We start from the raw sequence: 19255 nt of genomic DNA on the forward strand, positions 1-19255 counted from the left end.
AATATGAATATGAATGATACATTATTTTTGTTTTTTTGTACGTTATTAGTATGGTTAATGACCCCAGGATTGAGTTTGTTTTACGGAGGTTTAGTGCAGTCTAAAAATGTTTTGAACACAGTGATGCAAAGTATGTCTGCTATTGTAGTTGTTACATTTGCTTGGATAATACTCGGTTTTAGTTTGAGTTTCGGTTCAGGAAATATAATCTTAGGCGATTTTACATATTTGGGATTACAACATGTTGGATTTGATACTCAAACGGAAATGGCATCACACGTACCTCTAGGATTATTTATGTTATTTCAAATGATGTTTTGTACAATTGCTGTTTCGATATTATCTGGTTCAATTGCAGAAAAAATGAAGTTTATACCTTATCTTATTTTTGTGTTTTTATGGGTGATTTTAGTATATAGTCCTGTAGCGCATTGGGTGTGGGGTGGGGGTTGGATTGATCAACTTGGTGCGATAGATTATGCTGGTGGGACCGTAGTACATATCACTTCCGGTGTTTCGGGACTAGTGTTAGCAGTGATGATAGGTGCAGGCAAAAACTTTGATAAACGACCACCACATAACCTTATTATTTCATTAATAGGTGGTATATTCGTATGGATTGGTTGGTATGGGTTTAATGTAGGGAGTGCGTTAACATTTGATCATATCGCAATGACATCATTTATTAATACTGTGTTAGCAGCGAGCGCAGGCTCATTAGGGTGGTCGATTATAGAATATTGGATGAAAAAGACGACGAGTTTAATCGGTATGTTGTCTGGAATGCTAGCAGGTTTAGTAGCAATCACACCTGCAGCAGGGTTTGTTGATTATACGAGTGCTATATTAATTGCGTTTATAGGTGGCTTATGTTGTTATTTTGCGATTAATTATATCAAAGTGAAATTAAAATATAATGATGCTTTAGATGCATTTGGAATCCATGGTATCGGAGGTATTATCGGTGCGATATTAACGGGCGTATTCCAATCACAAAAAGTTAATGATGGTATTCCGAATGGTTTGCTATTTGGTGGTAATATACAGGCGGTAATGGTTCAAATATTGGCAGTAATCGTAACAATTATATTTAGTGGATTAGTTACATATATTATCGCAAAAATAATTGGCCTATTTAGCGAGCTTGCTGCGGGTGAAGTTGAAGAAGAACAAGGTCTAGACTATGTTGTTCATGGGGAAAATGCATATTTCAGTGGTGAATTGAATAAATTGAATAGACGTTTTTAAGATTTCATGTTTACGAAATAATATATGATGTGATATCTGAAATGCAAGTTGGAAAATTTAATATATTAAAGACCTATCGAGATATAGACGTAAATATATGTTCTAATCCCGATAGGTTCAAGTTAAAATTGTTGGTTATTTTGTGTTACTGATGTCTTTTGCTTTTTAATTAAAATGGAGGTTAACCATGCTGTAATTGGAATGCTAATGGCTACAGCAATTCCACCTAACAGAATTGAAATAAATTCTTGAGCAAAAATTTTCGAATTAATTATGTGGCCAAATGAATAATTAAGTTTGAAGAACCAGAAAAATAATGTCAGTTGACCACCAAAATAAGCTAAGTAAATGGTGTTTGCTGAAGTTGCTAATATTTCTCTGCCAACGCGCATACCAGATTGGAATAGTTCTTTCTGAGTTAATTCAGGATTTGTTTCGTTTAATTCGCACATTGGAGAACTTATCGTAATCGCTAAATCAATTACTGCTGCAATGACTGCCAACACAATTGTAAAGACCATGAATTTGACCATGTCGATACCGATATTCATGGAAAATATATAAGTCTCGTCTTGTTCTTCTGTCGTAAAGCCTTGTAAATCACCGATTGAAACAGAAAAATAAATTGCCAAGATTAATATTACTGTAGTTAAAATCGTCGCATAAAATGCAGCTTTGGTTTTAGTGTTATAACTATTCAACATAAATAAGTTACATGCTGCGATAATAATACAGAATATAAGTGTGACTAGATAAATCGGTGCCCCAAATATAATGATGACAATTGCGATTAATAGGGTGACGAAGTTCAAGAACAGTGTCATATAAGAAATGAGTCCTTTTTTACCACCGAAGATAAGCATTAATACCAGCAATATTAGACCTAAAATTGTTATAGCGCTCATTGGTTAGCACCTCTCATTCTAAACCATAGTTGCATCAATAAGATTGTAATCGGAATTGTTAGTACGATGCCAATACCTCCTGTGATTGCCCGGGAAATTTCAAGTGACCAATTCATAGAAATAGTATATGTAATGGTGTTTGCATTTTTTAAGTATATGAGTAGCATTGGTAAGCTACCTGATAAATACGAAAAGAGTAAGATATTTGTCATAGTGCCCATGATATCTTGCCCGATATTACGCCCAGCTAACGCCCAACGCGTCATACTGATGTCTGGTGTACGCCGTAAAATTTCGGCCATACCACTTGCGATAGTTATCGCGACATCCATTACAGCACCTAAGGTACCAATTAATACAGAAGAGAGAAATACTTCTTTAGGTGGTAACGTTAAAAAGCTCATAGTTTCAAACTTTATACCTGAACCGTCAGTGAAATGTATAACTAATTGTGTAATGCCGACGCAAATGAATGTACCGAGTAATGTACTGATAATTGTAATGAGTGTTCGCCATTGCCAACCTGTAACTAAGATTAAAGTTAATATAGTTGAAATGAAAATGCCGATACTCATCAAACCGAATAAACTGATGTTAGGGTACTGATTATGAATGTAAATGGCTAAGACAACGACCATTGTATTAATCACTAACGATAAAATTGATTGTAAACCGATTTTTCTTCCCACTAGCAATACAGTTAATAAAAACAAACCTGTAATGGCGACAATTAGGCTATCGCGTTTCTTTTCAGTGATATATGCACTATTCAGTTTATCGTCAATATGTAGCAGGACTTTATCGTTGGTGGAATAAGCTTCACTGTCTGCTTGTGACTCAATGTATTGATTTTGAATAGTAGTCGTTTTACCTTCGTATTTTCCGTTGAGTATTTTGATTGTTAATTGTTCTTTATGTTTCGTATCTTTGTTATGATGTTCATCTGTAATTTGGGATGTAGATTTATTTTCAATATTGATAACTTGACCTATAGGTATATCGTAAAATTTAGCATTCACGAAAGTGAAAATAAAAACTCCTAAAAATATGATGCAAAAAGCAAAGACAACCCAATTAAAAGGGCGCTTCAATATTTTTTTAGCTGAATTCAAGCTGACTCAATCCTCTCTATATTTTAGACAATGTGATTATACGCCCCAGTTTTGTTGAATTCAAAGATTTATAGGCTATAGTTTTGAGTCTGCATTAATGATAAGTCGCACTACGACTTAATAATTGCTCTATAGTTGTAAGCATCAATTGTAAATCGTTTTTACGATTGTCTTGCCGAACGATACTACAAATCGTACGTCTTAACTCTGTGTGTTCTAGCGAAATATCTACCCATTTTTGCGGGTTTTTATCTAGAAGATGGTATGAGGGGGCGATGATGTAACCACGTTCTTTATTAAGTAAATATTGTGCGAGTTGTGTGTGTGTAACTGTACGTATTGGTGTTTCGACTACCTTTTCTAATGTTTGTCTGATGTTATGAGGTAAGGCGTAGAGTTCGTAAATCATTTTATTTGAAAATTGTATTAACGGTGGGTTAGTTGCCATGGTAATGGGATCATCTTTTGGAACATAGATATGAAAATTTTCTTCGAATAAAGGGTTAATCTTTAATGAAGGGTTTTTCTTAAGGTTATGCTTCAACTCTGTAAAAGCAATATCGATTTGATCGGTGAGTAAAGCATTGAGTATGTCATTTTCTTCCATTAGAATGGGTTCAACTACTGAATCACTTTTATTTTCAAAGGCTTGGATTAATAAAGTTAGTACTTGAGAAATATAACTTTCGACATAACCTATGCGAATGATAAAGTGGTTTGACTCAGATTGGTTATGAAATAAGCGTATAGTTTCATCAAGTTGATCGATAATCTTAGTCGCTTCTGTAAACAAATGCTTACCTTCATCAGTAAGGTGAATATTACGTCCTTCTCTTTTAAATAATGTAACTTGTAATTCTTTTTCGAGTTGCGTGATTTGTCGACTGATGGCAGATTGTGCAATGTCTAATTCAAGTGCAGCTTCTGACAAGTGCTCTCTTTTAGCTACTTCTATAAAATATTTTAATTGTTTTATTTCCATAGTTAATAACTCCTATTCCAAATCATTCTAATAATTAGAATGATATCATCTAATTTATATATTGAACAGATTAATCAACTGCTATATAGTTTACTTACTTAATTTAATATTCAGAATTTTCGTAAAAGAGGTGAGGGTCATGCTTGAATATGGTGAAAAAGTAGGCTTATATGATGGCCGCGAAGAACATGATGCATGTGGTATAGGGTTTTATGCCAATATGGATAATCAGAGAAATCACGAGATTGTTGAAAAATCATTAGAAATGTTACGTAGGTTAGATCATCGTGGGGGGATTGGTGCTGATGGTATTACTGGCGACGGTGCCGGTATTATGACAGAAGTGCCTTATGAATACTTTGCAACAAAAGTTGACTTTGATTTACCGGCTGAAGGTAAATATGCGGTTGGAATGTTTTTTACTAATGAGAAGATAGCTGATTCTCAACATGAAGCGCAATTTAATGCTCACTTTGAAGCAGAAGGCTTAAGTGTCATTGGTTATAGAGATGTTCCTGTAGATACGAATGCAATAGCATCGCACGTAGTTGAAACTATGCCGCATATACAACAAGTGTTTGTTGCGTTAAACGATGTATCACACATAGAAAGAACATTGTTTTTAGCGCGTAAACAAATTGAAAATTACGCTAATCAACAACGTTTAAACTTATATTTTACAAGCTTATCTCATAGAACAATTGTGTACAAAGGATGGCTACGTTCAGATCAAATAAAAGCGTTATACCAAGATTTGAATCATGAGACTTATGTTTCAAAGTTAGGGCTTGTGCATTCACGTTTTAGTACAAATACGTTTCCAAGTTGGAAACGTGCACATCCTAACAGATTGCTCATGCATAATGGTGAGATTAATACTATAAAAGGTAATGTGAACTGGATGAGAGCAAGACAAAATGATTTAATAGCAACAATATTTGGTGACGATAAAGATAAGATTAAGGAAATTGTAGATGAAGATGGTAGTGACTCTGCCATTGTAGATAATGCATTAGAATTTTTATCGTTAGCTATGGAACCTGAAAGAGCAGCGATGTTGATGATTCCAGAACCTTGGTTATACAATGAAGCTAATGATGCTAATGTACGCTCATTTTATGAGTTTTATAGTTATCTTATGGAACCGTGGGATGGTCCTACAATGATTTCTTTTTGTAACGGAGATAAGATTGGTGCGTTAACGGATAGAAATGGTTTGAGACCAGGACGCTATACGATTACGAAAGATAATTATATTGTCTTTTCTTCGGAGGTCGGTGTGGTAGATGTACCAGAAGATAATGTAGTGTTTAAAGGTCAATTAAACCCAGGGAAGTTGTTGCTGGTTGATTTCAAACAAAATAAAGTAATAGAAAATAACGAATTGAAAGCGCGTATCGCAGATGAACATCCATATGAAAGTTGGTTGAATCAGTTCAAAGTAGATTTAGGATTGGCTAAAGTATCGTATCAAAATTCTGCATGGAGCGATGAAAGTTTAACGCGTTTACAAAAACAATTCGCTTATACAAAAGAAGAAATGGACAAATACCTGACTGAAATTGTTGAAAATAAGAAAGACCCAATAGGTGCAATGGGGTACGATGTGCCGATTGCGGCTTTAAATGAAAAAGATGAAACATTATTTAATTATTTCAAGCAATTATTTGCGCAAGTTACGAATCCACCTATCGATGCTTACCGTGAAAAAATAGTTACGAGTGAACTATCTTATTTAGGTAGCGAAGGGAATTTATTGAATCCGAATGAAGACGTATTGAACCGTATTCAATTAGTACGACCAGTTTTAACAGAAGCGCAACTAGAAGTCATTGAGCAGAGTAAATTTAATGTTACGCATTTATCTACGATTTATCAAAATGATTTAGAGGAAGCTTTAGAGGAATTAGGAGATAAAGCGATTTATGCTGTGAAAAAAGGCAAAGAAATCATAGTATTAGATGATCGTGAATTAGTGAATGCTAATGAAGGATATGCGATGCCGATGCTGTTAGCAGTGAGTCATATTCACCAGTTGTTGATAAGAGAAGGATTGCGCATGCGCACGAGTATAGTAGCCTTGTCAGGAGAAACAAGAGAAGTACATCATGTTGCTTGCTTGTTAGGATATGGAGCAAACGCGATTGTACCTTATTTAGCACAACGTACGATTGAGCAGTTAGTGCGAAATCAACGTTTAGAAGGGGGTATTTCTGAAAATGTTCAAACCTATACAGATACATTATCTGAAGGTGTGATAAAAGTTATGGCTAAAATGGGTATTTCTACTGTTCAAAGTTATCAAGGGGCACAAATTTTTGAAGCAGTAGGCTTATCATCTGAAGTTGTTGAAAAATATTTCACAGGTACACAAACTAAACTTTCAGGTATATCCATAGATATGATAGATAAGGAAAATAAAGCAAGACAAACACCTACCAGTAAATATATTGAATCAGGAAGTACATTCCAATGGCGTAAACAAGGTCAACACCATGCCTTTAATCCGACATCTATTCATTTGTTGCAACATGCATGTAGATTAAATGATTATGAAAAATTCAAATCATTTTCATATGAAGTTAATCATAAACGCACTGATCACGTTCGTCACTTGATGGAATTTAAAAAGCAAAAAGCTATTGATATCAGTGAAGTTGAGCCTGCAAGTGCCATTGTTCAACGTTTTAATACAGGGGCAATGAGTTATGGTTCAATTTCTGAAGAAGCGCATCAAACATTAGCTGAAGCGATGAACCGAATGGGTGGTAAAAGTAATAGCGGTGAAGGTGGGGAAAATCCGGAACGCTATATTGTAGATGAAGAAGGTCGTAATCGTTCTAGTGCAATTAAGCAAGTTGCATCCGGTCGTTTTGGTGTGACGAGTGATTATTTACAACATGCCAAAGAAATACAAATCAAAGTTGCGCAAGGCGCTAAACCAGGGGAAGGCGGACAATTACCGGGTACTAAAGTATATCCGTGGATAGCTGAAGTAAGGGGTTCAACACCAGGTATAGGTTTAATATCACCACCGCCACATCACGATATTTATTCAATAGAAGATTTAGCACAATTAATACATGATTTAAAAAATGCAAATAAAGACGCAAACATTACGGTGAAACTTGTGTCCAAAACAGGTGTAGGTACAATTGCGGCTGGTGTTGCTAAAGCATACGCAGATAAGATTGTTATTAGTGGATATGACGGAGGTACAGGTGCTTCTCCTAAAACGAGTATTCAACATGCAGGGGTGCCATGGGAAATTGGTCTAGCGGAAACGCATCAAACTCTAATGATGAACGGTTTAAGATCAAGAGTGAAAGTAGAAACCGATGGCAAGTTACTTACAGGTAAAGATGTTGCTTATGCATGTGCGCTAGGTGCTGAAGAATTTGGTTTTGCTACTGCGCCATTAGTAGTACTCGGATGTATTATGATGCGTGTCTGTCATAAGGATACTTGTCCTGTAGGTATTGCTACACAGAACCAAGATTTAAGAGCCTTGTTTAACGGTAGAGCGGATCATGTAGTTAATTTTATGCACTTTGTTGCTGAAGAATTGCGTGAGATACTAGCTGAACTTGGATTGAAATCTGTAGACGAACTTGTAGGTAGAACGGATTTATTAACACGTAAGAACAATCTAGCTAACAGTCGTCCTAAAGCAGCATCGATGAATGTTGAAGCATTGTTGTATCAACACGAAGGTGAAAGATTTAAAAAAGTAGAGCAAAACCACCATCTCGACGAAGGCTTTGATTTAACAGGATTTTATCCAGATGCTAAAGCTGCGATTGAAAGTGGTCAATTATTTAGTGGTCAATATCAATTGAAAAACGAACAACGTGATGTAGGTGTTATCACTGGTAGCGCCATTACAAGAGCACATGGTAAAGACGGACTGCCTGAAGATTCGATTTATGCTGAGACTGTTGGTCATGCAGGTCAAAGTTTAGGGGCTTATACACCAAGTGGTTTAACGATTCATCACACAGGAGACGCTAATGATTATGTAGGTAAAGGTTTATCTGGTGGTAAAGTGATTGTTAAGGCGCCAAACCAACAACGTGAAGACGAAATTATCGTGGGTAATGTTTGTTTTTATGGTGCTTCTCATGGTAAAGCTTTTATAAGTGGTAAAGCTGGAGAACGTTTTTGTATTAGAAATAGTGGTGTGCAAGTAGTTGTTGAAGGTATTGGTGATCATGGTCTTGAATATATGACTGGTGGTAGAGTTGTTGTGTTAGGTGATGTAGGTAAAAACTTTGGCCAAGGTATGAGTGGCGGTGTGAGTTATATCTTCCCGTCTGATATAGAGCAATTTAAATCAGAAAATAAATTAGACAGCTTAGATTTCGATTTCATTACTGTCGAAGAAGAATATGATGTTTTGAAATCTATGTTAGAAGAACATGTGAAGTATACAAATAGTACGAAGGCGAAAAATATTTTAGCTAACTTTGAACATGTTGCAGATAAAGTCGTTAAAGTAATTCCTAAAGACTATAAACTAATGATGCAAAAAATCGATTTACAAAAGCAAAATTCAACAGAACTTGATCAAGCTTTATTAAATGCTTTTAATGACAAGCGCAAATATATAGAATCAGAGCAACAATTGACTGCCGTATATTAATTGTAGAAGGGGGATTTATCATGGGCGAATTCAAAGGATTTATGAATTATGACAAACAACAATTGCACGAGTTGTCTTTGGTTGATCGTTTGAAGAGTCACGATGCGTTTCAGCAAAGATTTACGAAAGACGAAGCGGCGCAACAAGGTGCTCGTTGTATGGATTGTGGTACACCATTTTGCCAAACCGGAGAACCATTTGGTAGAGAAACCATTGGTTGTCCTATAGGTAATTATATTCCAGAATGGAACGACCTTGTTTATAGACAAGATTTCAAAACTGCCTATGAACGGTTGAACGAAACGAATAACTTCCCTGAATTTACAGGGCGTGTTTGTCCAGCGCCTTGTGAACAATCTTGTGTCATGAAGATTAATCGTGAATCAGTTGCTATTAAAGGGATTGAAAGAACTATTATAGATGAAGCTTTTGAAAATGGTTGGGTAAAACCGACAGTACCAGAGTATCGTAAAGACGAATCAATAGCTATAGTAGGCAGTGGTCCAGCTGGTTTAACTGCTGCAGATGAATTAAATAAATTAGGATACAACGTAACAGTCTACGAGCGTGCGCACGAAGCTGGAGGATTGTTGATGTATGGTATACCTAATATGAAATTAGATAAAGATGTAGTACGTCGCCGAATAAAAGTGATGAAAGAATCTGGTATACGTTTTGAAACTGATACAGAAATTGGCGTGGATATTAGCAAAGAAACGCTTAACAAGCAATATGATGCAATTATTTTATGTACCGGTTCACAAAACGCAAGAGATTTACCTTTAGAAGGACGCATGGGATTAGGTATTCACTTTGCGATGGATTATTTAACAGAACAAGGTCAGTATTTAAATGGTGAAATCGATGAACCATCTATTTCTGCCGAAGGTAAAAATGTGGTCGTAATCGGAGCAGGAGATACAGGAGCAGACTGTGTGGCTACTGCATTGCGTGAAAATTGTAAATCAATCGTACAATTTAATAAATATACAAAACAACCAGAAGAAATTGAATTTGATGAGAATACGTATTGGCCGTTGGCAATGCCTGTATTTAAAATGGATTATGCACATAAAGAATATAAATCACGCTTTGGTTTTGAGCCACGTGCTTATGGTGTGCAAACAATGCGCTATGATGTGGATAGAATTGGTAATGTCAAAGGTGTCTATACACAAATTCTCGAAGAAACTGATGAAGGCATGGTAGTTGTAGATGGTACTGAGCGCCATTGGCCAGCGGATTTAGTACTGCTGTCTATAGGTTTTGTAGGTACTGAAACAACAGTGCCACATGCTTTTAATATTCAAACAGAACGCAATAAAATTGTAGCTGATAACAAAGATTTTAGAACAAACCAACCGCACATATTCGCTGCAGGCGATGCTAGAAGAGGACAAAGTTTAGTTGTATGGGCGATACAAGAGGGTAGAGCGGTAGCAGATTCTGTAGATTCTTATTTAAATGAAAAAACATTAGTGTAACTTTGTAATTTTGATTGACTTTTACAAATGGCTATAATATGATGAGTATTGTGTTTGGAGGAATACCCAAGTCCGGCTGAAGGGATCGGTCTTGAAAACCGACAGGGGCTTAACGGCTCGCGGGGGTTCGAATCCCTCTTCCTCCGCCATTATATTTTTAAAACCAAGACTAATGAATAGATGAGGCAAGTATTCAATCTCGTATTGAATGCTTGCCTTTTTTGATGTGCTTTTTAAGACTGCATGATTATATAGTAAGGTATCTAGAAAATTATGTTTATCCGTTCTTTGCTGAATAAGGAATTTAAAGTTATAAAATCAAAATGGTAACTTTTCAACGAAAAAGAAATGTGTTTTGATGAAGAATGAACAGTTGATAACTAAGTGAAAGGCGTTAGATTGCTATCTCTCACTTTTAGTAATAATACAGTTTGTTATGGCCTTTTGTACGATGGGGTAAAAGTTTTGTATATATTTTTATGAAAGCCTTTGCAAAACTTGTCTAGACAAGTTATAATTTCTGTAATGTTAAAAGTATAAGGGAGTGGATCGTCATGGCCGTTAAAAAGAAAGATGTGCAAGATATAGTCGAAGCTGTTGGGGGCAAAGATAATTTGGACACAGCAACACACTGTGTTACACGTTTGAGACTTGTCTTGAAAGACGATGATAAAGTGGACAAAGACCGATTGAGTAATAACGATTTAGTGAAAGGCCAGTTCAAAGCAGATAACCAATATCAAATAGTTATTGGGCCGGGAACGGTAGACGAAGTCTATAAGCAACTGATAGCAGAAACGGGGATTAGTGAGTCATCTAAAGATGATGCAAAGGCGGCAGCAGCTAAAAAGGGGAATCCTATTCAAAGATTGATTAAGTTATTAGGGGATATCTTTATACCAATCTTGCCAGCAATCGTAACTGCTGGTTTACTTATGGGAATTAATAATTTACTCACAATGGAAGATTTATTTGGACCGAAACCACTTGTTGAACAATTTCCACAATTGGGCGATATCTCAAATATTATTAACGTCATTGCTAGTACAGCTTTCATATTTTTACCAGCATTGATTGGTTGGAGTAGTATGCGTGTGTTTGGAGGAAGTCAAATACTTGGTTTAGTGTTAGGTTTGATTTTAATGAACCCACAGCTTGTTTCGCAGTATGATATTGCAAAAGGTAACATTCCTACTTGGGATATTTTTGGTTTAGAAATCAAGCAACTAAATTATCAAGGACAAGTGTTGCCGATTTTACTTGCAGCATATGTTTTAGCTCAAATTGAAAAATTCTTAAATAAACATATTCATGATTCAATTAAAATGTTAGTTGTTGGTCCAATTGCATTACTAATAACAGGATTCTTAGCATTTATTGTTATTGGTCCTGTAGCGTTATGGCTAGGTACTGGCATTACAAATGGTGTGACGTTCGTCTTTGAACATGCTGGTTGGTTAGGTGGCGCTATTTATGGTTTATTATACGCACCACTTGTTATTACAGGATTACATCATATGTTCTTGGCTGTTGATTTCCAACTTATGGGTAGTGAGCTCGGTGGAACATACTTATGGCCAATTTTGGCGATATCTAATATTTGTCAGGGGTCAGCAGCATTCGGCGCTTGGTTTGTTTATAGAAGACGTAAAATGGGCAAAGAACAAGGTTTGGCAATGACTTCTGGTGTTTCAGGTTTCTTAGGGGTGACGGAACCGGCATTATTTGGTGTCAATTTACCATTGAAATATCCGTTTGTCGCAGCGATATCAACATCTTGTGTGTTAGGAGCAATCATTGGTGCAACGCGCGTGCTTGGTAGTGTTGGTGTCGGTGGCGTTCCTGCTTTCATCTCAATTAAAAGCGAGTATTGGGGTATCTACCTTGTATGTACCTTCTTAGCAATTGTGGTTCCGGCAATTCTAACGGTATTCTTGTCAAAATTTAGTAAAGATAAAGCAAAAGAAATGGTAGAAGAATAAGCATTCTAAAGCAATACAACTAAACTCGCTAAAACGACTTAGCGGGTTTTTCTTCTTTAAATAATATAAGTAAAGGTGGTAATTCCATGAGTCAAAGTGATTGGAGAAAGTCAGTAGTTTATCAAATATATCCGAAATCATTTAATGACACGACAGGTAATGGTGAAGGTGATTTGAAAGGAATCATTGAAAAGTTAGATTATTTACAGTATTTAGGTGTAGACTACATTTGGTTAACACCAGTGTATGAATCTCCAATGAATGATAATGGTTATGACATTAGTGATTATTATAAAATAAATGAGAAGTTCGGCACGATTGAAGATTTAGAAACACTTGTTGCTGAAGCTCATAAACGTGATTTAAAGATAATGATGGATATTGTTATAAATCACACATCTACAGAACACGAATGGTTTAAACAAGCATACGCTGATAGCGATAGTGAATATAGAGATTACTATTTCTTTAAAAGGTCATCTGATGCTCAACCACCAACAAATTGGGAATCGAAATTTGGAGGGAATGCGTGGAAATACGATGAAAAGACAGATGCGTATTATTTACATTTGTTTGATGTAACACAAGCGGATTTGAACTGGGATAACCCCAAAGTAAGGTACGCATTATATGATATTATCAATTATTGGATAGACTTCGGTATAGATGGCTTCCGTTTTGATGTTATTAACCTAATTTCAAAAGGTGAATTTAAAAATTCTGAAAAAATTGGTAAAGAATTCTATACAGACGGTCCACATGTACATGAATATTTACATGAAATGAATGAGTGTACTTTTGGAGGTAAAGAATTAATGACTGTGGGTGAGATGTCTTCCACAACGATTGATCATTGTATAAAATATACGGCGCCTGAACGTCAAGAGTTGAATAGCGTTTTCAATTTCCATCATCTTAAAGTGGATTACGTTAATGGCGAAAAATGGTCAAATGCAAAATTAGACTTTCATAAATTGAAAGATATACTAATGGAATGGCAACTGGGTATTTATGAAGGTGGGGGTTGGAACGCAATTTTTTGGTGTAATCATGATCAACCGCGTGTTGTTTCGCGTTTTGGAAATGATACTAATGAAACGTTACGTAAACAAAGCTCTAAGATGCTGGCAACAGTATTGCATATGATGCAAGGGACACCATATATATATCAAGGGGAAGAAATAGGTATGACGGATCCTGGTTTTGCTAGTATTGACCAGTACAGAGATATAGAATCGTTAAACGCTTATAATAATATGAAGCGAGCTGGTTATGATGAAGATGAAATATTAACAATATTAGGTCAAAAATCTAGAGATAACTCACGAACACCTGTACAGTGGACGAGCGAGGAAAATGCAGGATTTACTACAGGAACACCTTGGATAGATATTCCTCATAATTTTGATCAAATCAATGTTGAAGCTGCTATTGAAGATGATCAATCTGTTTTGCATACTTACAGAGATTTAATTCGCTTGCGTCATGAATACGATATTATAACTTATGGTAGTATTGAACCATTGTACATGGAACACGATGAGTTATTTGTATATAAACGACATTATAAAGGTGAAACTTGGTTAGTTGTGGCGAACTTTTCAAAAGAAAGTGTTGCTATACCAGAGGACTTAAATGTTGAAGGTCGAGTGATGATGCAACATGGTAATATCTCGGATGGGCTGATAGATGGTTTTGGTGCAATAGTTGTAGCACAATAATTTATAAAAGGATAGTGAGTGAGCGCATATGGCACAAAAAAAGTTTATTACAATATATGAAACTTTGCGAGCAGACATCATCGAATCGCGCATATCTTATGGTACACAATTACCGTCAGAATATGAACTGGTAGAAACTTATGATGCGTCACGTGAAACTGTCCGTAAAGCTTTGAATTTATTAGTGAGAGATGGAATGATACAAAAAATTCGTGGTAAAGGTTCGGTTGTAATATATCAAGGACTAACAGAATTTCCATTTGCAGATTTAACGAGCTTTCGAGAAGTTCAACAAGGGTTAGGATTACAACATGAAACTGAAGTGAAAGTTTTAGAGCGAATACCTGCAGGGGATGTGCCAAGGGTGAAGGAAGCTTTAAATGTTACCCAAAGCACAGTATTGTGGCATGTTATTCGTACTAGGAAGATTAATGACAAAGTAAAGATAATTGATGAAGATTATTTAATAGAAGCAATTGTTCCAGGTTTGACCTGGGATATTGTAAAAACGTCTCTATATGCATATGTAGAGAATGTGCTAGGATTAGATATTAGTTATTCTAATAAATCAATAACATTTGAAGCTTTTGGTGACTTAGAGTATGAGATGTTTGGTGATGTAGCGCCACCTTATACAGCTACTGTACGGGGGATTGTACATCTCAAAGATACTACACAATTCCAATATAATATTTCTAGGCATTTAGCTACAGAGTTTAAATTCAAAGATTTCTCAAGGCGTCACAAAATATAATATTTATTTATAAGATGACCGTTTTGTGAATGGTTCTAATAATCTATTTGTTAAATGAAAAGCTAATGCTTGCATTCAGATAGAAGAATATAGTATGATATATTTTGCCGTGCTAGGTGGGGAGGTAGCGGTTCCCTGTACTCGAAATCCGCTTTACGCGAGACTGAATTCCTTTGCTAAGGGTACGTTTTTGTAAAGTCTGCCCAAAGCACGTAGTGTTTGAAGATCTCGGTCCTATGCAATATGAACCCATGAACCATGTCAGGTCCTGACGGAAGCAGCATTAAGTGGATCATCGTATGTGCCGTAGGGTTGCCGAGATTTAGCTGTCGACTTTGGTTACGTTTATGATACGTATTCGAAGCGAAGGTGCACGGTTTTAATTTTAAAAAATAATTAAATTCAAATATACATATATAAAGAGTGACTTCTTTTGATAGCAGTCGCTCTTTTTTTATATTAAAATATAAGCAATGCTTTAATGTTGTTTTAGTATCCGTACAAATGGAATGTGCTAACTGATGTTATAATGTTTAAAAATAAAACTAAACGTTTTGAGGGGGTAGCCATGCAAATTTACTTAAGTACTTTAACTGAAAATGATTATGATACAAGTTTAGATGCTATTGAAGCGGCTTTTTTAGATGTGGCAGAATCAAATCACGATGAACAAGAATTAGTGAAAATGTTGAGGAAAGCACCTGAATATAATTATGAACTAGAGGTTGTAGCTAAAAATGATGACGGTGAAGTCATAGGTCACATCATGTTATCTGAAATTGCAATTATAAGTGGAGACGACCGTTATACCGCTTTAGCATTAGCGCCATTATCTGTATTAGCAGATTATAGAGGGAAAGGTATAGGCAAAGCGCTGATTCAAGCGGTTGAAGAACGGGCTAAAGCACAAGACTATAGTACGATTATTGTATTGGGAGACCCATCATATTATGGTAAGTTTGGTTATGAAGAGGCACAAAATTTTGAGATTTCTAATCCGTTTGATGTACCGTCGGAATTCTTTATGGTTAAATTTTTATGGGATCAATTACTTGAACAACCAAAAGGTGATGTAATTTATCCTGAAGCTTTTAACTAATATTCAAAGTGGAAAATACAATGCTATAATGATTGGTGAATGTAATTGGAGGTGCGAAAGTGAATTATCAAGCTTTATATAGAATGTTCCGACCGCAAAGTTTCGATGATGTTGTAGGACAGGAACATGTTACCAAAACACTACGCAATGCGATTTCAAAAAATAAACAATCACATGCTTATATATTTAGCGGGCCTAGGGGTACTGGGAAAACAAGTATTGCCAAAGTGTTTGCCAAAGCTATTAATTGTCTTGAGCGTGCAGATGGAGAACCTTGTAATGAATGTGCGATTTGTAAAGGTATCACTCGTGGTACAAACTCAGACGTTATTGAAATTGATGCAGCTAGTAATAATGGTGTGGATGAAATTAGAAATATTAGAGATAAAGTTAAATATGCACCTAGTGAATCGAAATTTAAAGTTTATATCATAGATGAAGTACACATGCTTACGACTGGCGCGTTTAACGCATTGCTTAAAACATTGGAAGAACCGCCAGCACATGCGATTTTTATATTGGCGACAACAGAACCTCACAAAATTCCGCCTACAATTATCTCAAGAGCACAGAGATTTGATTTTAAAGCAATTAGTCAAAATGAAATTGTAGAAAGATTGAAATTCGTAGCAGAAGAACAACAAATTGATTATGATGAAACGGCATTAGATTTTATAGCGAAAGCTTCTGAAGGTGGTATGCGTGATGCACTAAGTATTATGGACCAAGCTATTGCTTTTGGTGATGAACACTTGACCTTAGAAGATGCTTTGAATGTCACGGGTAGTGTAGATGCGAAAGCGTTAGATGAATTATTTAGAAAGGTTGTAGAGGGGGATGTAAGAAACGCCTTTGCAACTTACCATAAATTTGTGTCTCAGGGTAAAGAAGTAAATCGCTTGATTAATGATATGATTTATTTTGTTAGAGATACGATTATGAATAAAACTTCTAATGAAGAAACTGAATATGATGCATTAATGCATTTTGAGTTAGATGTACTATACAAAATGATAGATGTTATTAACGATACACTTGTATCGATTCGTTTCAGTGTGAATCAAAGTGTACATTTTGAAGTATTATTAGTAAAATTAGCTGAAATGATTAAAGAAACACCTGAACATGTTCGAACAGTTGCTACAACAGGTGTTGCAACAGAACCTAATAATGATGTATTGCTACAAAGAATGGAACAACTTGAAAATGAGCTTAAATCAATTAGGGCAAATGGTATAGCGACAAGTACATCACCGCAGCAAACAAAGCGTGTTTCTAGCAAAGGTGGACAATCTAAAAATGCCTTTTCAATGCAACAAATTGCCAAAGTTTTAGATAAAGCAAATAAAGATGATATCAAACAATTGAAAGAGCATTGGCAAGAAGTTGTCGATCATGCCAAAAATAATGATATGAAATCTTTAGTTAGCTTGTTACAGAATTCTGAACCAGTGGCAGCTAGTGAGACCCATGTGCTTATCAAATTTGAGGAAGAGATTCATTGTGAAATTGTTAATAAAGATGATGAAAAACGAGAGAACATCGAAAATGTTGTTTGTAATATTATAAATAAAACAGTTAAAGTAGTTGGGGTGCCAGCAGATCAATGGATGAGAGTGAGAACAGAATATCTTCAAAATAGAAAAACTGGTTCAACAACAGAAGCGGGAAATGACGAACAAACTACGACTCAAATACCTGATGAAGTAGATGTTGTTCAAAAAGCAAAAGACTTATTCGGTGAAAGTACTGTAAATGTTATAGATGAAGAGTGATACATGACAATGTTCAAAAAGGCATGTATAATGAGACAAAAGATAAATCACAACAAAGTGATGTAAAAGTTTTAAGGAGGATATAATTATGCGCGGTGGCGGAAATATGCAACAAATGATGAAACAAATGCAAAAAATGCAAAAGAAAATGGGCGAAGAGCAAGAAAAGCTTAAAGAAGAAAAAGTGCAAGGTACAGCTGGTGGCGGTATGGTAACTGTAACTGTATCAGGTCATAAAGAGGTATTAGATGTAGAAATTAAAGAAGAAGCGGTAGATCCAGATGACATTGAAATGTTACAAGACTTAGTGATTGCTGCTACAAATGAAGCAATGAATAAAGCAGATGAACTTACGCAAGAACGTTTAGGTAAGCACACGCAAGGCTTAAACATTCCTGGAATGTGATCGCATGCATTATCCTGAACCAATCTCGAAACTTATTGACAGTTTCATGAAACTGCCAGGCATTGGACCTAAAACGGCTCAACGTCTGGCGTTTCATGTATTAGATATGAAAGAAGACGACGTTGTTCAATTTGCCAAATCACTTGTAGATGTTAAAAGAGAGCTAACCTATTGTAGTGTATGTGGGCATATCACAGAACAAGACCCATGTTATATTTGCCAAGATAAGCAAAGAGATCGATCTGTCATCTGTGTAGTAGAAGATGACAAAGATGTTATTGCAATGGAAAAGATGCGTGAATACAAAGGACTGTATCATGTACTACATGGTTCTATATCACCTATGGACGGTATTGGACCTGAAGATATTAATATACCTAGTTTGATTGATCGCTTAAAAGACGAAGAAGTAAAAGAATTGATACTAGCGATGAATCCTAATTTAGAGGGAGAGTCGACAGCTATGTATATCTCAAGACTAGTAAAACCAATAGGCGTTACAGTAACGAGATTAGCACAAGGTCTTTCTGTAGGTGGAGATTTAGAGTATGCAGATGAAGTTACATTATCTAAAGCTATAATGGGTAGAACAGAGATGTAGCAATGCATGAAATGCATAGTAAATAGAGGATAAGGCTATTCCATTTTGGGATAGCCTTATTTTTATAAATAAAATTAAGAAAATATAAAATAAAATAAAGTATGGCTATAGGAGTTATTTTATATATATTAGTACTTTTTTAGTATTGAAAAACACTGAAAAAGGGACTTTAATCACAATTGATGAGTTAAAGTTTGGTTTTTGCTAATAAAGCTAGATTTTTAAAGAGAGTAAGTGTAAATTTTACCGTTGTTAAAAGGTTTTTATACGTGTATAGTATTTACTTGTCGGACGAAACAAAGCGACAAACATACAAACGAAACATAAAAAACAATTTCAAAAAACTTCTTGACTTTCTAAGTTAAAGAGAGTAAAATTGTTTCTTGTGATTGAAGAAATGAACATTGAAAACTGAATTGCAATATGTCAACGTTAATTCCGAACACAACATTGAATTGTTGGTTCAAAACAAGTGTTAGAGATAACACAAATTAGTATTTTATGAGCTAATCAAACATCATAATTCATTTATGGAGAGTTTGAT

General features: G+C 35.5%; 13 protein-coding genes, 1 tRNA gene and 1 other RNA gene. 12 read left to right on the plus strand and 3 right to left on the minus strand.

Annotation, left to right across the window (positions count from 1 at the left end; translation table 11 throughout):
* Positions 1–3 precede the first annotated feature (3 nt).
* Complete coding sequence (locus tag ACSUE0_RS02685; protein WP_436955964.1) at positions 4–1248, plus strand: ammonium transporter; 1245 nt, start codon at positions 4–6, stop codon at positions 1246–1248.
* Positions 1249–1370: 122 nt separating this feature from the next.
* Here ACSUE0_RS02685 and ACSUE0_RS02690 read toward each other — a convergent pair whose 3' ends face one another.
* The 3 genes from ACSUE0_RS02690 to gltC all read right to left on the minus strand — a co-directional run bounded on the left by ACSUE0_RS02690 (position 1371) and on the right by gltC (position 4247).
* Positions 1371–2153 (minus strand): YibE/F family protein, encoded by a 783-nt coding sequence (locus ACSUE0_RS02690; protein ID WP_119613719.1) that lies wholly within the window; start codon positions 2151–2153, stop codon positions 1371–1373.
* Complete coding sequence (locus ACSUE0_RS02695) at positions 2150–3265, minus strand: YibE/F family protein (RefSeq protein WP_119613718.1); 1116 nt, start codon at positions 3263–3265, stop codon at positions 2150–2152. The genes ACSUE0_RS02690 and ACSUE0_RS02695 overlap by 4 nt, the downstream gene beginning before the upstream one ends.
* A 94-nt stretch (positions 3266–3359) precedes the next feature.
* Positions 3360–4247, minus strand: coding sequence for a glutamate biosynthesis transcriptional regulator GltC (gene gltC, locus ACSUE0_RS02700; protein ID WP_119613717.1), 888 nt, complete (start codon positions 4245–4247; stop codon positions 3360–3362).
* Between the two features lie 139 nt (positions 4248–4386).
* Between gltC and gltB the strand changes: the two genes are divergently transcribed.
* The 11 genes from gltB (at position 4387) to recR (ending at position 18711) form a co-directional block, all read left to right on the plus strand.
* Positions 4387–8889, plus strand: coding sequence for a glutamate synthase large subunit (gene gltB, locus ACSUE0_RS02705; protein WP_436955967.1), 4503 nt, complete (start codon positions 4387–4389; stop codon positions 8887–8889).
* Between the two features lie 20 nt (positions 8890–8909).
* On the plus strand, positions 8910–10373 hold the full coding sequence (locus ACSUE0_RS02710; RefSeq protein WP_119613715.1) for a glutamate synthase subunit beta: 1464 nt from the start codon (positions 8910–8912) through the stop codon (positions 10371–10373).
* 56 nt (positions 10374–10429) lie between these two features.
* Positions 10430–10522 (plus strand) — tRNA-Ser (locus ACSUE0_RS02715).
* 405 nt (positions 10523–10927) lie between these two features.
* Positions 10928–12355 carry a PTS system trehalose-specific EIIBC component gene (gene treP, locus ACSUE0_RS02720; protein ID WP_017723281.1) on the plus strand — a complete coding sequence of 476 codons (1428 nt, stop codon included), beginning with the start codon at positions 10928–10930 and terminating at the stop codon, positions 12353–12355.
* A gap of 86 nt (positions 12356–12441) precedes the next feature.
* Entirely contained in the window at positions 12442–14076 is a 1635-nt protein-coding gene (gene treC, locus ACSUE0_RS02725; RefSeq protein WP_436955970.1) for an alpha,alpha-phosphotrehalase, read from the plus strand.
* Between the two features lie 28 nt (positions 14077–14104).
* On the plus strand, positions 14105–14830 hold the full coding sequence (gene treR, locus ACSUE0_RS02730) for a trehalose operon repressor (protein ID WP_436955971.1): 726 nt from the start codon (positions 14105–14107) through the stop codon (positions 14828–14830).
* 107 nt (positions 14831–14937) lie between these two features.
* Positions 14938–15207, plus strand: an RNA gene (gene ffs, locus ACSUE0_RS02735) — signal recognition particle sRNA large type.
* A gap of 191 nt (positions 15208–15398) precedes the next feature.
* A complete protein-coding gene (locus ACSUE0_RS02740; RefSeq protein ID WP_436955973.1) occupies positions 15399–15929 on the plus strand; it encodes a GNAT family N-acetyltransferase in 531 nt (176 codons plus the stop codon).
* Positions 15930–15988: 59 nt separating this feature from the next.
* Positions 15989–17704, plus strand: a complete 1716-nt coding sequence (dnaX, locus tag ACSUE0_RS02745; protein ID WP_119613711.1) for a DNA polymerase III subunit gamma/tau — start codon at positions 15989–15991, stop codon at positions 17702–17704.
* An 88-nt stretch (positions 17705–17792) separates the two neighbouring features.
* Positions 17793–18110, plus strand: a complete 318-nt coding sequence (locus ACSUE0_RS02750) for a YbaB/EbfC family nucleoid-associated protein (RefSeq protein WP_002484224.1) — start codon at positions 17793–17795, stop codon at positions 18108–18110.
* A 4-nt stretch (positions 18111–18114) separates the two neighbouring features.
* Positions 18115–18711 carry a recombination mediator RecR gene (gene recR / locus ACSUE0_RS02755; protein ID WP_017723276.1) on the plus strand — a complete coding sequence of 199 codons (597 nt, stop codon included), beginning with the start codon at positions 18115–18117 and terminating at the stop codon, positions 18709–18711.
* The last annotated feature ends 544 nt before the right edge of the window (positions 18712–19255 follow it).

Origin of the sequence: Staphylococcus sp. AS1337, from assembly GCF_051408735.1 — a bacterium.
GTDB lineage: Bacteria > Bacillota > Bacilli > Staphylococcales > Staphylococcaceae > Staphylococcus > Staphylococcus xylosus_B.

What these genes read in the sequence shown, in the direction of transcription:
- ACSUE0_RS02685 (WP_436955964.1), top strand. Translation starts at nt 4, where the DNA reads ATGAATATGAATGATACATTATTTTTGTTTTTTTGTACGTTATTAGTA.
- ACSUE0_RS02690 (WP_119613719.1), bottom strand. Translation starts at nt 2,153, where the DNA reads ATGAGCGCTATAACAATTTTAGGTCTAATATTGCTGGTATTAATGCTT.
- gltC (WP_119613717.1), bottom strand. Translation starts at nt 4,247, where the DNA reads ATGGAAATAAAACAATTAAAATATTTTATAGAAGTAGCTAAAAGAGAG.
- gltB (WP_436955967.1), top strand. Translation starts at nt 4,387, where the DNA reads ATGCTTGAATATGGTGAAAAAGTAGGCTTATATGATGGCCGCGAAGAA.
- ACSUE0_RS02710 (WP_119613715.1), top strand. Translation starts at nt 8,910, where the DNA reads ATGGGCGAATTCAAAGGATTTATGAATTATGACAAACAACAATTGCAC.
- treP (WP_017723281.1), top strand. Translation starts at nt 10,928, where the DNA reads ATGGCCGTTAAAAAGAAAGATGTGCAAGATATAGTCGAAGCTGTTGGG.
- treC (WP_436955970.1), top strand. Translation starts at nt 12,442, where the DNA reads ATGAGTCAAAGTGATTGGAGAAAGTCAGTAGTTTATCAAATATATCCG.
- treR (WP_436955971.1), top strand. Translation starts at nt 14,105, where the DNA reads ATGGCACAAAAAAAGTTTATTACAATATATGAAACTTTGCGAGCAGAC.
- ACSUE0_RS02740 (WP_436955973.1), top strand. Translation starts at nt 15,399, where the DNA reads ATGCAAATTTACTTAAGTACTTTAACTGAAAATGATTATGATACAAGT.
- ACSUE0_RS02750 (WP_002484224.1), top strand. Translation starts at nt 17,793, where the DNA reads ATGCGCGGTGGCGGAAATATGCAACAAATGATGAAACAAATGCAAAAA.
- recR (WP_017723276.1), top strand. Translation starts at nt 18,115, where the DNA reads ATGCATTATCCTGAACCAATCTCGAAACTTATTGACAGTTTCATGAAA.